Genomic DNA, 12,211 nt, shown 5'->3' with positions numbered 1-12,211 from the left:
TTGAAAACATGAAAACGTTATGAAAATCCTCGTTGTTTCATTTTCAAGAATAGGTTATAATTTTTTTTATAAACGCTGATAGAAGGGAGAAAAGAGTAGATCACTACTCGAAGTGAAGTATGAAATTAAATGGTTCTCAAATCATCATGGAAGTCCTCAAAGAGCAAGGCGTCGATACCGTATTCGGTTATCCTGGCGGAGCCGCTTTGAACGTCTATGATTCCCTATACGATTATTCTGATCAGATCCATCACATTTTGACCGCTCATGAACAAGGAGCGAGCCATGCAGCCGATGGATATTCTCGTTCGACAGGAAAAACAGGTGTCGTATTCGCAACAAGCGGTCCAGGAGCCACAAACCTTGTGACCGGCTTAGCGACAGCCTTTTTAGACAGCGTGCCGATGGTCGCGATCACATGCAATGTGACCGATGATGCGATCGGTCGAGACGCCTTTCAAGAAGTGAGCATCACCGGAGTGACCTTGCCGATCACTAAACATAACTTCTTCGTAAACAAGATCGAAAATTTAGCCGATGCGATCCGTCAAGCGTTCCGGATCGCCAACGAAGGAAGAAAAGGACCCGTTCTGATCGATATCACAAAAGATGTGACAGCCTTGAACAACACATACGAATATACGAAACAAGAACCGGTCGCGCTCAAACCAAACCCAAGCATCGATCCAACCAAGATCGATGCGATCTTAGAAGCGATCAAGCTCTCGAAAAAGCCAGTCGTCTACTTTGGCGGAGGAGTCGCATCCTCACAAGCGAAAGAAGAACTGAACGAGTTTCTAAAACGATTAGACGCCCCAGCTACGTATACCCTCATGGGAGCTGGCGTGCTGAATTTTGAAGATCCAAAAAATCTTGGTTTGATCGGCATGCATGGAAGCATGCTGGCCAATCAAGCGATCGATCAAGCAGACCTCGTTTTCGCCCTAGGAACACGCTTTTCGGATCGTGTCGCGCTCAATCCGAACCAGTTCGCCAAACGGGCGGCAATCGTTCATGTCGATATCGATGAATCGGAAATCAATAAAAATGTCGTGATCAACTTTGATGTTGTCGCCGATATCAAAGATTTCCTGAAAGCGATCCTTGAAAAACTCGACCAGCAAGATCACAGCGATTGGATCGAGCATCTTAAGCAATACAAAAAATTCATCGATGTTCCCGTTCAAGAGGCGACGATCCGTCCTAGAGACATCATCGAGGCCACGTGCGATCTTACAGACAAAGAAACGATTTACGTGACAGATGTTGGACAGCACCAAATGTGGGCCGCTCAATATTTAAAACACGAAAAAGCGGAGAATTTTCTAACGAGCGGCGGCCTTGGCACGATGGGCTATGGCTATGGGGCAGCGATCGGCGCCCAAGCAGGCAATCCAGAAAAGCGCGTGATCCATTTTACAGGGGATGGAAGCTTCCATATGAACTTGAATGAAGCGTGTACCGCTGTGAGCAACGAGCTTCCGATCATCACGATCATTTTCGATAATAAAGTGCTCGGTATGGTCTATCAATGGCAGACCGTCTTCTACAACAAGCACTACTCCCAGACGATCCCTGGCAGAAAGACCGATTATGTCCAGCTTGCCAAAGGATTTGGAGCGAAAGGCTTTGAAGTTAATACGCTAGAAGAATTCAAAGACGCCTTCCAGCAGGCGCTCAAGGAAAAAGGGCCTGTCTGGATCGCATGCAACATCGCCAAAGAAGAACGCGTATTGCCGATGATTCCAAATGGAGGAACGATCGACGATATGATCATCAAATAAGAAAGGACCAATATGAGTAAAGAAGTCATCAGTATTTTTGTAGATAACAGCTCGAACGTCTTGACTCGCGTAGCCTCTTTGTTTGGACGTAGAGGCTTCAACATCGAGTCCTTGACCGTATCGACAACAAATGATCCACGGATCTCTAGGATCACGGTCGTATTCAATGGCGGAAAGCAATCGCTCCATCAAATATTGACTCAAACTAGAAAATTGGAAGTCGTTAAAGATATTTTCACATTGGACAAAGACACCTCTTTATTTCGGGAATTGCTTTTGGTCAAGATCGCATGCGATAAATCGAACCGCAGTGCAGTCAAAGAAATTGTGGATATCTTTCGCGGAAAGATCATTTCCCTCTCGAAACACAATATGATCGTCGAATTGACTGGAGCCTCAGAAAAGATCGACGGCTTTTTGGATATGATCAACTGCTATGATGTCCTCGAAGTGTGCCGTACTGGGGTCACTGGAATTTCAAGAGATTCTTCATCGATCGATGAAGACAGCGATTAGGAAGAAGAGGAAGAGATATGAATAAAAAACTAAAAAGCAGCGCCGTAACCGAAGGCGTTGAAAAAGCCCCTATGCGTTCCTTGTTTTACGCGATGGGTTATACAAAAGAAGAACTGGACCGACCTTTGATCGGAATCGTTTCCGCCCACAGCGACATCGTTCCTGGCCATTTTCACCTCGACAAGATCGTCGATGCGGTAAAGGCGGGTGTCAGAATGGCTGGAGGAACGCCGATCATGGTGCCAGCGATCGGCGTATGCGATGGGATCGCGATGGGCCATGTAGGAATGAAATATTCGCTACCAAGCCGGGAACTCATTGCCGATTCTGTAGAAACAATGGCCCAAGCCCACGCTTTTGATGGTCTTGTCCTCGTGCCAAACTGCGATAAGATCGTCCCAGGCATGTTGATGGGCGCGCTTCGTTTAAACCTTCCTACAATTGTCGTAAGCGGAGGTCCTATGATGTCCGGGTTGGTCGATGAAGAAGAAACTTCCCTATCTAAAATGTTTGAAGCAGTAGGTGCTCGAAAAGCCAACTTGATCGATGACGAAAAGCTTTTAGAATTTGAAGAAAACACCTGTCCGGGTTGCGGAAGCTGTTCTGGCATGTATACAGCGAACTCGATGAATTGTCTTTGCGAAGCGCTAGGAATCGCTTTACCAGGTAACGGAACGATCCCGGCCGTTCACGCTAGACGTCTTCAGTTGGCAAAAAAAGCCGGTATGGCTATCATGGATCTAGTAGAAAAAAATATCACGATCAAAGATATCGTGAATGAAAAATCGATCAAAAACGCTCTGACTTGCGATATGGCTTTAGGCTGCTCAAGCAACTCCGTCCTTCATTTGTTGGCGATTTCCAATGAAGCGGGTCACCCACTTTCTTTGAATACATTCAATGAGTTCTCAGAAAGAGTGCCCAATCTCTGCCATTTGGCGCCCGCAGGAAAAACCCATATGCACGATCTAGACCGAGCAGGAGGCTTGCAAGCCGTTTACCATGAGCTCAATAAAAAAGGGTTGATCGATACCTCTTTGATGACGGTCAACGGAAAAAGCGTCCAGGAGAATATCGAACACGCGTTCAATAAGCGTCCCGATACGATCCGTCCGATCGATCTTCCATATTCGGAAACAGGAGGGATCGCGATCTTATTTGGCAATATCGCAAAAAACGGGTGCGTCGTAAAACGAAGCGCTGTCGATCCAAGCATGATGAAACACACTGGCCCTGCTCGAGTCTTTGATAGCGAAGAGGAGGCGATCCAGACGATCTATGCTGGCGGGATCCATGATGGAGATGTCGTGGTCATCCGCTATGAAGGCCCTAAAGGTGGCCCAGGCATGCGCGAAATGCTCAACCCGACGAGCGCACTAGCGGGTATGAAGCTTGATAAAACCGTCGCATTGATCACGGATGGGCGGTTTTCAGGCGCAAGTAGAGGCGCTTCGATCGGTCATGTCGCTCCAGAAGCCGCGGCAGGAGGCGAGATCGGTCTTCTTGAAGAAGGAGATATGATCACGATCGATATTCCAAATTATTCGATCCATGCTGCCGTGGATGAAAAAACATTCGAAGAAAGAAGAAAGAAACAAAAACCATTTGAATCAAAGTTTAAATCCGGCTGGCTTTCCCGTTACCAAAGAATGGTGCAGGGAGCCGACAAAGGCGCGATCTTAAAATAAGAAAGCAGCTCTTCTAAGCGAATAGGAGAGCTGTTTTATTTTGCGAGATCATTCCATGGATTCTACGATCTTTTGATGTTCTACAAATTGTCTAGCGGTCCGAGGAGATCGGCCATTGTTTCTTAAGGCGAAAGCTTCCGCCTTGATCATCAATTCAGAATCCGAGAGCTGAAGATCATATTCTTTGGCATACCCTTTCACAATCTCAAAATAAAGATCCTTGGCCGGTTTGGAAAAAGTGATCGTCAACCCAAAACGAGAAGCTAAAGAAGCGCACTCTTGGATCGTGTCATTGTGATGGATATCGCTTCCTGCACGATCATCAAAACTCTCTTTCATTAAATGGCGACGATTGCTTGTCGCGTAAATAATCGTATTTGAAAGCGAAGCGACACTTCCCCCTTCTAAAATCGTCTTCATCAAAATAAAATCCGGATCCCCTGTCTGAAAGCTCAGATCATCGATAAAGATAATGAATTTCAATGGATTTTCAGCCAGCGACTCGATCAAAGAAGGAAGCCATTGAATTTGCGATTTGCGTACCTCGATCAACCGAAGCCCTTCGTCTTTATATGCGTTGACGATCGCCTTGATCGTCGAGCTCTTCCCAGTTCCCGCATCCCCATACAACAATGCGTTATTCGCCTTCATCCCTTTTAAAAAAGCCAATGTGTTTTGAATCAGAGCGTTGCGCTGGATCTCATATCCAGTCATGGACGCAAGCGATTGAGGATCCGGATATTGAATCGGAACAAGCCCATTCTCATCCACTTGAAACATATGATAGCGAGCGAAGATCCCATAGCCTTCTCGATTCAAGTTTTCAAGTCTTTGTTGATACATCTGCTTAAGATCCGCTACATGATTGCTCCAAGAAGGAAGTTCATAAGGATAGGAGAGGTCTTTAAACAACATTTCTCCTTTCAAGTCATGAAGCTGTTGCAAGATTTCAAGCTCGCGGATCATCGAGCGCTCGATTAAACCTTCTTTACCTGACTCTTTGTGGAGCAGAAGCTGATAATAGTTTTCATCATCCAGCACGAAACGCTCCACGATCTTTGAAAGATCACCGCCTTGCGAATAAATATAAGCGCAAAGATCGGTATAGCTTTGCAGCAATTCCTCTTCTGTTTCACTCTGAAAATAAGCCGAGAGCTTGACCCAGAGAGGAGATTGATAAAAGCTATGAAACACCGCCAAGGTATGAAGTTTATTTTCAAAATTTTTCAAATTCATTTTCAGCCTTCTTTCTTTTTGTGCTATAATTTTACCACTGATTTGCGATTAGGAAAGAGGTTTTGAAATGTTAACGATCGATAAAGTATACAACGCCAATTCCGTTTTAAAAAATGTAGTTCGAAAAACAGATTTGATCGAGGCGAAAAATATCCCATGCGACAACCGCATTTACTTAAAAACAGAGAATCTGCAGCTCACAGGAAGTTTTAAGATCCGCGGCTCTTATTATAAGATCAGCAAGCTCTCTGAAGAAGAAAAAGAGCATGGAATCATCGCGAGCTCGGCAGGAAACCACGCGCAAGGGGTCGCCTTATCGGCGCAGAGGGCCGATATACCGTGTACGATCTGTATGCCAGATAGCGCCCCGATCTCTAAAGTCGAAGCGACCAAAGGTTATGGAGCCAATGTCGTTCTCGTTGAAGGCGCTTATGATGATTCTTACGATAAAGCCGACGCTTTATGCAAAGAAAATGGATACACATTTATTCATCCTTACGATGATGAAGATGTGATCGCCGGTCAAGGAACAATCGCCCTCGAGATCTTGGATCAGCTCGACGATATCGACGCGATCGTCGTTCCGATCGGAGGCGGCGGTTTGATTTCAGGAATCGCATTCACGATCAAAAGCTTGAATCCGGATATCAAAGTGTATGGCGTTCAAGCGACCAAAGCGGCAAGCATGTATGAATCCATCGCTCAAGATGAACAGTTGACGATCGATTCTGTGAACACGTTTGCGGATGGGATCGCGGTCAAGCATCCTGGCGATCATACATTTGCGCTCGTCAAACAATATGTGGATGATATATTTACCGTTTCTGAAGATGAGATCGCGGCCGCGATCTTGACCTTGATGGAAAAACAAAAACTCGTCGTAGAAGGAGCGGGTGCTGTCGCGGTGGCGGCTACAATGTTTAATAAGTTGCCGATCCAAGATAAAAATGTCGTTTGCGTCCTTTCTGGCGGTAATATCGATGTCAATATCATCGACCGTGTCATGACGCGCGGTCTATTGCTCAGTGGCCGAAAAACAAGTTTTACGATCGCTTTGACAGATAAGCCAGGACAACTTCTTGGCGTGTCCAAGGTGATCTCGGAAAACGGAGGCAATGTCGTGACGATCGATTATGATAATGGGGACCCGGACATGGATATCAATGCCTGCTTCTTAAAAGTGACTGTTGAGACGAGGAACCATGAGCATATCGAAAAAATAAAACACGACCTAGAAGCGAAAGGTTTCAAGATCGTGCAAGAACGTGTCTGATCATCAGCCACGTTTTTTTTTGCGAACAAAAAAAGAAGCTATATTCAGCTTCTCTCCACGTATTCTTTTTCCAGCTCGACCAGAAGGAAAAGAAGATTCTCTTTGAGCTTTTGAAAATCATCCTCGGTAACGATCTCCCCCATTGTGGTGGATCTAACGCCATCCAAATCAAGTTTTAAAGTCCAATGATAGTTATTCGGATTTTCCAGATCCACTTCCCCATTTCGAACAAGCCATGGCTGTAGGCTCCTTCGAAAGCGTTTGAGTCCATCCAAAGGGATCGCGAACGTTTTCTCGTATGCTTCTCCATCGTTTGTAAAGCCAAAATATTGGATCTGTTGACCATCTGAATAAATTCGAATGATCGATTTTTCTCCTGCTTCTTTGCCAAGAGTATAACTTAGAATTTTTCTTTCTTCCATTGGGTCCACCTTCCTACATCGATTATTATAGCATGCTATCTAAGTATTTCAAATAAATCGCTTAAAAAAACACGATAGTCAAACTATCGTGTTCATTCTTATTCAGCGATCAACGTTTCAGGAAGCACGATCGAAAACAAAGAAAGGAATTGTTCGATCTGCTCTTTGGCATTCGGTCCAGTCACATAACGAATGTTTTGAGCATCCCATGTTTTGGCGGCGATCTGGGCGTTAGGCAAGCCAAGATTCTCGGCTCCTGCAGCTTCTACGGCCTCGACGATCGATTTCTCGTTCGCGTTTTCATCAAAAGTTTCAATGCCAGTAAGCAAAGCGTCTAAATTCTTTTTGCCATCTTTCTTGATAAAAATGCCCGCTTGAGGATACCCTGTCGTATCGTTTCCACGTTTTTCTTTCCACATTTCCTGCAGATTGGCGATCACCTTTAGCTCTTTTCCATTTTCTTTGGCTTTCGAAATCGTCGCGGCAGCGGCTGGCTGCGCAAGAAGAGCGAGATCCGCTTGATTCGATAAAAGCGCTTGCTGAGCATCCGAAACCGCATTATACCAAGTCGTCTGGGCTTTGACTTGATCGGCGAGTACATCATTATACACAAGACCAGGCACCGCGTTTTCACCAAATAGCGCCATCTTGTTGTTTGGATCTTCCCAAGCCTTATCTTGACTGCCTACAACATAAAGATTTCCCCACGTCACAACAGCTGCCAACTGATAGGCTTCCGCTTGACTGTACACTTTAGCGCCCAAATTGATCGGTGCTACGATCACATCGTATTCACCATCTTTTTTCGCCAGTTCCGATAAGAGCGCATCTGTTCCCTCCACACGAGAAATTACGGTATTCTCTACATTCGCGGCTCCTAAGGTCGCAAGAGCAGGCGCTCCGTTAGGACAAAGCATCGAATAGGGCTCAGAATCCTCTTTTTGAGGAGCGGATGCGCAAGCGCTCATTCCTAATAAGCAGGCAAGAGCGAAGCATACTGTTTTTATTCGGCTTCTTTTCCAAATAGACATTTTGTTTCTACCTCGTTTCTAAAGCGCTCGATCGCTTCTTCTAATGGCATCGTCACGCTTTCTTTTTTACCGCTTTGACGGATCGTTACTGTTCCCTCTTCTTGATCACGATCGCCAACGACGATTTGATAAGGGATCTTTTTGATTTGCGCTTCACGGACACGATAGCCTAGTTTTTCATTTCGATCATCGACTTTCACGCGCAAGCCTGCTTTTTCAAGATTGTCTTTGACTTGGTTGGCGTAATCGACATGCTTTTCATGATGCACTGGAATGATGACGATCTGTTGTGGGGCAAGCCATAATGGGAAATGACCGCCAAAATGCTCGATCAAAATACCGATGAATCGTTCAATAGATCCATAAACGACACGATGAAGCATAAGTGGTGTTTTTCTTGAACCATCCGAATCCACATACGTGCAATGGAAACGTTCTGGCAAATTCATATCAAGCTGGATCGTACCGCATTGCCAATCTCTTCCAAGCGAATCTTTGATATGGATATCGAGCTTTGGCCCATAGAACGCTCCATCACCCGGATTGACAACATACTCTTTTCCAGCATGCACGCAAGCGTTCGCGAGCGCTTTTTCGGAAGCATCCCAAATTTCTTCCGTTCCGATATAGCCAGATTCAGGACGTGTAGAGAGTTCGATCGAATACTCTAGACCAAATACTCCGTACATTTTATCGATCAAAGACAATACGTTTTTGACTTCAGATTCGATCTGATCAGGACGGACGAATAAGTGGGCATCGTCTTGCGTAAAGGTCCGGACCCGGAACAATCCATTTAAAGCGCCGCTAGCCTCATGGCGATGGACTTGCCCTAATTCCGCGATCCTTAGCGGAAGATCTTTATAAGAGCGAAGTTCCGTGTTGTAAACAAGAAGAGCGCCTGGGCAGTTCATCGGCTTGATCGCAAAATCACGCTCATCGACCTTTGTCGTATACATGTTTTCTTTATAATGATCCCAATGTCCAGAAATCTCCCAAAGCTCTCGAGACATGATGATCGGCGTCTTGATGAACAAATAGCCATCTTTAGTGTGTACATCGTACCAGTAGTTTTCCAACAGATTTCGAAGGATCATTCCATTTGGCAAGAAGATCGGCATCCCAGGCGCATATTCAGAGACTGTGAACAATCCCATTTCGCGTCCTAATTTCTTATGATCGCGTTTCTTCGCTTCTTCTAGAGCTTGCAGGTGGGATTCCAATTCTTCTTTCGTATCAAAAGCGATTCCATAGACGCGCTGAAGCATCTTATTGTTGGCGTCTCCCTTCCAATAGGCACCTGAATGCTTGAGCAGCTTGAAATTCTTCAATTCTTTGACGCTATCGACATGAGGGCCGCGGCAAAGATCCGTAAACTCGCCTTGCGAATAGATCGTGATCGTACCGTCCTCTAGATCTTTGATCAGATCTTCTTTGTAAGGATCGTCTTTGAACATTTCGATCGCTTCTTCTTTCGAGATCTCTTTGCGGATGATCCGTTTCCCATCTTTCGCGATCTTTTTCATCTCTTTTTCGATCTTAGCGAGATCTTCATCTTTTAAATTGACATCACCTAGATCCATATCGTAATAAAAGCCTTCCGCAATGACAGGCCCAACCCAAAATTTAGCTTGGGGATATAGACGCTTGACCGCTTGGGCCATCATGTGAGCTGCCGAATGATTCAGCATTTTTAAATGCTCATCTTCTAAAACGTTGACAAGTTCCATAATTTTCTCCTCCTTGATTCCATAATAAAAGCGACAGACTTCAAAGGACGTCTGTCGCACGCGGTACCACCTTTGTTCATGCGCTTTTTTCACGCATGCACCTCAATTTCTTTTAACGCAAGAATACGGCACACTTTTTCAAGGGCGATTCAGAGGGAGTAATCGTACGTTCTGCGAAGGACTTTCACCAGCCGCCCTTCTCTCTACATTCGATCACGCACGATCATATCCTCATCGATATCATTGCTTTGAGTATAGAACAGAATAAAAAATGTGTCAATTATGACTATTGTGCTTGTCAAAGGAATCAAAAGTATGATATAAATCTATTAGTTAGAATAAACTAACTGTCCTTCATTATACATAATTCGAAAAAAAGCGAATCCATAAGATCCGCTTTTTTCGTATCTTGATTAGGCGTCGACTTTCATCGCACGCATCGCATTCAGGATCGCTAAGATCGCCACCCCTACATCCGCAAAGACAGCTACCCACATATTCGTGATTCCTAAAGCCGCAAAGATCAAAACGAGAATTTTGATTCCTAAAGCAAAAATTATATTTTGATAGACGATCGAAAGCGTCTTTTTCGAAATCTTCATCGCGGTCACAATCTGGGAAAGCTGATCTTCCATCAAGACGATATCGGCCGCCTCGATCGCTGCATCGCTTCCTAAAGCGCCCATTGCGATCCCTACATCCGTTTGGGTCAATACAGGCGCATCATTGATCCCGTCGCCTACGAATGCGACTTTCTCCTTAGGATCTCTTTGATCTAAGATCTGATCCAAATATTCGACTTTTTGCGCTGGCAACAGCGAAGCGTGATATTCATCGATTCCTAAGTGATCGGCGACTTTTTGGGCGACACTTTCACTATCTCCTGTAAGCATGATAAACTTTTTCACACCATAATTACGAAGTAGATCGATCGCGACTTTCGAATCCTCTTTGACTTCATCGGCGATTTCGATCATCCCTGCGTATTTTTTCTCCACACATACATAAACACAAGTTCCAAATCCATCTCCTTGAGGCAAAGATTCCAAACCAATGGAACGCATCATTTTTTCGTTTCCGATCATGACTTCTTTACCATCGACTTTAGCTTTCATACCATGTCCGGCGACTTCTTGCACATCTAGCACATCGAAAGGTTTTGTTGGTTTTTGCGCAGCTTTTTGAATCGATAAAGCGATCGGATGCGTAGAATACGCTTCAACACTTGCCGCCAGCTGCAAAAGCTGTTCGCTGTTCATATCCACCGGAAGAACATTCGTTACTTGAAAATTCCCTTTGGTGAGCGTTCCTGTCTTATCAAACACGATCGTCTTGACCTCAGAAAGCATCTGCAAGTAGTTGCTTCCTTTGACCAAGATCCCTTTGCGGCTCGCGCCACCAATTCCGCCAAAAAAAGAAAGCGGAACCGAAATCACAAGCGCGCATGGACACGATGTGACTAGGAAAGAAAGAGAACGATAGACCCAGACATTCCATTGCCCATCGAACAAGGAAGGAATGATCGCTAAAGCCAGCGCGAGAAAGACAACTACTGGCGTATAGATACGCGCAAATCGCGTAATGAATTGTTCTGAACGGCTCTTCTTATTGGAAGCGTTCTCGACAAGATCCAGGATCTTAGCCACGGTCGAATCCACATACGGCTTACTGACTTTCACGTAAAGGACCCCGCTTTGGTTGATGCATCCAGAAATGACTTCCGAACCTTCTTTGGCCGATCGAGGGACAGACTCACCCGTCAATGCGGATGTGTCTAAAAACGAAGTTCCTTTTATCACCGTACCATCAAGAGGAACTCTTTCTCCTGGATTGATCACGATCACATCCCCTACTTTGACTTCTTCCGGATCGACTTCTTCGATCTTGCCATTAATTTCTATATTTGCGTAATCTGGACGGATATCCATTAAAGAAGCGATCGACTTTCTAGAACGATCGACTGCATACGATTGAAACCACTCGCCGACTTGATAAAAAAGCATGACCGCGACAGCTTCCGGATACTCCTTGAGAGCGATCGCGCCGATCGAAGCCAAAGACATCAAGAAATTTTCATCGAATACTTCGCCATGAAAAATATTCTCAGCCGATTTGATCAAAACATCATACGAAATCAAAAGATAAGGAATCAAATATACAAGCATGGTTTGCCACGTATTCAAAGCGAAAGCATGCGAACTATAGATCGCGATCCCATACAAGATGGCTGTGACGATAATACGATAGAGCCCTTTTTTTTGTTTTTTACTCATAAATCAAGCATAGATCTCCGTATCTCGGTCCACTTTTTTTGCGATCTTTTTTGCCTCGACTAAGATCGTATCGATATCTTTCCCTTCAATATCTAAAATGAGTTTTTGCGTCATAAAGTTGACACGCGCTTCTTTCACTCCATCAAGCTTGTTCAAAGCATCTTCGATCTTCGAGGCGCATGTCGCGCAATCGACTTCCATTTTATACGTTTTTCTCATAATATCCTCCTTGATTGAACAATTTATCAATCATTCAAC

Annotated in this window: 10 protein-coding genes; 4 read left to right on the top strand and 6 right to left on the bottom strand. The window is 44.8% G+C overall.

Annotated features, from left to right (window positions below):
• The first annotated feature begins 119 nt into the window (after positions 1-119).
• From ilvB to ilvD, 3 genes are read left to right on the top strand one after another with little or no spacing between them, the layout of a single operon-like run.
• Complete coding sequence (ilvB, locus tag BO225_RS09265) at positions 120-1,784, top strand: biosynthetic-type acetolactate synthase large subunit (RefSeq protein ID WP_076341950.1); 1,665 nt, start codon at positions 120-122, stop codon at positions 1,782-1,784.
• A 12-nt stretch (positions 1,785-1,796) separates the two neighbouring features.
• Complete coding sequence (gene ilvN, locus BO225_RS09260; RefSeq protein WP_076341949.1) at positions 1,797-2,300, top strand: acetolactate synthase small subunit; 504 nt, start codon at positions 1,797-1,799, stop codon at positions 2,298-2,300.
• Positions 2,301-2,317: 17 nt separating this feature from the next.
• A complete protein-coding gene (gene ilvD, locus BO225_RS09255) occupies positions 2,318-3,988 on the top strand; it encodes a dihydroxy-acid dehydratase (RefSeq protein ID WP_076341948.1) in 1,671 nt (556 codons plus the stop codon).
• Positions 3,989-4,036: 48 nt separating this feature from the next.
• Here ilvD and BO225_RS09250 read toward each other — a convergent pair whose 3' ends face one another.
• Entirely contained in the window at positions 4,037-5,224 is a 1,188-nt protein-coding gene (locus BO225_RS09250; protein ID WP_076341947.1) for an ATP-binding protein, read from the bottom strand.
• A gap of 67 nt (positions 5,225-5,291) precedes the next feature.
• Between BO225_RS09250 and ilvA the strand changes: the two genes are divergently transcribed.
• Positions 5,292-6,497 carry a threonine ammonia-lyase gene (gene ilvA, locus BO225_RS09245; RefSeq protein WP_076341946.1) on the top strand — a complete coding sequence of 402 codons (1,206 nt, stop codon included), beginning with the start codon at positions 5,292-5,294 and terminating at the stop codon, positions 6,495-6,497.
• Between the two features lie 44 nt (positions 6,498-6,541).
• Here the strand turns inward: ilvA and BO225_RS09240 are convergent, their stop codons facing one another.
• From BO225_RS09240 to BO225_RS09220, 5 genes are all read right to left on the bottom strand, one after another.
• Positions 6,542-6,919, bottom strand: a complete 378-nt coding sequence (locus BO225_RS09240) for a hypothetical protein (protein ID WP_076341945.1) — start codon at positions 6,917-6,919, stop codon at positions 6,542-6,544.
• 98 nt (positions 6,920-7,017) lie between these two features.
• Positions 7,018-7,950, bottom strand: coding sequence for a hypothetical protein (locus tag BO225_RS09235; RefSeq protein ID WP_083632171.1), 933 nt, complete (start codon positions 7,948-7,950; stop codon positions 7,018-7,020).
• Positions 7,923-9,680 (bottom strand): threonine--tRNA ligase, encoded by a 1,758-nt coding sequence (thrS, locus tag BO225_RS09230; RefSeq protein ID WP_143356811.1) that lies wholly within the window; start codon positions 9,678-9,680, stop codon positions 7,923-7,925. The genes BO225_RS09235 and thrS overlap by 28 nt, the downstream gene beginning before the upstream one ends.
• Before the next feature lie 413 nt (positions 9,681-10,093).
• The gene (locus BO225_RS09225) at positions 10,094-11,953 is read right to left on the bottom strand and encodes a heavy metal translocating P-type ATPase (RefSeq protein ID WP_076341943.1); all 1,860 of its coding nucleotides are present in this window, start codon (positions 11,951-11,953) and stop codon (positions 10,094-10,096) included.
• A 3-nt stretch (positions 11,954-11,956) separates the two neighbouring features.
• Positions 11,957-12,172 (bottom strand): cation transporter, encoded by a 216-nt coding sequence (locus tag BO225_RS09220; RefSeq protein ID WP_076341942.1) that lies wholly within the window; start codon positions 12,170-12,172, stop codon positions 11,957-11,959.
• Positions 12,173-12,211 lie beyond the last annotated feature (39 nt).

It is taken from the genome of Dubosiella newyorkensis (assembly GCF_001945605.1).
GTDB classification, from domain to species: domain Bacteria; phylum Bacillota_I; class Bacilli_A; order Erysipelotrichales; family Erysipelotrichaceae; genus Dubosiella; species Dubosiella newyorkensis.
This window is presented reverse-complemented; position numbering and strand designations above follow the sequence as displayed.

What these genes read in the sequence shown, in the direction of transcription:
- BO225_RS09235 (WP_083632171.1), bottom strand. Translation starts at nt 7,950, where the DNA reads ATGTCTATTTGGAAAAGAAGCCGAATAAAAACAGTATGCTTCGCTCTT.
- thrS (WP_143356811.1), bottom strand. Translation starts at nt 9,680, where the DNA reads ATGGAACTTGTCAACGTTTTAGAAGATGAGCATTTAAAAATGCTGAAT.
- ilvB (WP_076341950.1), top strand. Translation starts at nt 120, where the DNA reads ATGAAATTAAATGGTTCTCAAATCATCATGGAAGTCCTCAAAGAGCAA.
- ilvA (WP_076341946.1), top strand. Translation starts at nt 5,292, where the DNA reads ATGTTAACGATCGATAAAGTATACAACGCCAATTCCGTTTTAAAAAAT.
- BO225_RS09225 (WP_076341943.1), bottom strand. Translation starts at nt 11,953, where the DNA reads ATGAGTAAAAAACAAAAAAAAGGGCTCTATCGTATTATCGTCACAGCC.
- BO225_RS09250 (WP_076341947.1), bottom strand. Translation starts at nt 5,224, where the DNA reads ATGAATTTGAAAAATTTTGAAAATAAACTTCATACCTTGGCGGTGTTT.
- ilvD (WP_076341948.1), top strand. Translation starts at nt 2,318, where the DNA reads ATGAATAAAAAACTAAAAAGCAGCGCCGTAACCGAAGGCGTTGAAAAA.
- BO225_RS09220 (WP_076341942.1), bottom strand. Translation starts at nt 12,172, where the DNA reads ATGAGAAAAACGTATAAAATGGAAGTCGATTGCGCGACATGCGCCTCG.
- BO225_RS09240 (WP_076341945.1), bottom strand. Translation starts at nt 6,919, where the DNA reads ATGGAAGAAAGAAAAATTCTAAGTTATACTCTTGGCAAAGAAGCAGGA.
- ilvN (WP_076341949.1), top strand. Translation starts at nt 1,797, where the DNA reads ATGAGTAAAGAAGTCATCAGTATTTTTGTAGATAACAGCTCGAACGTC.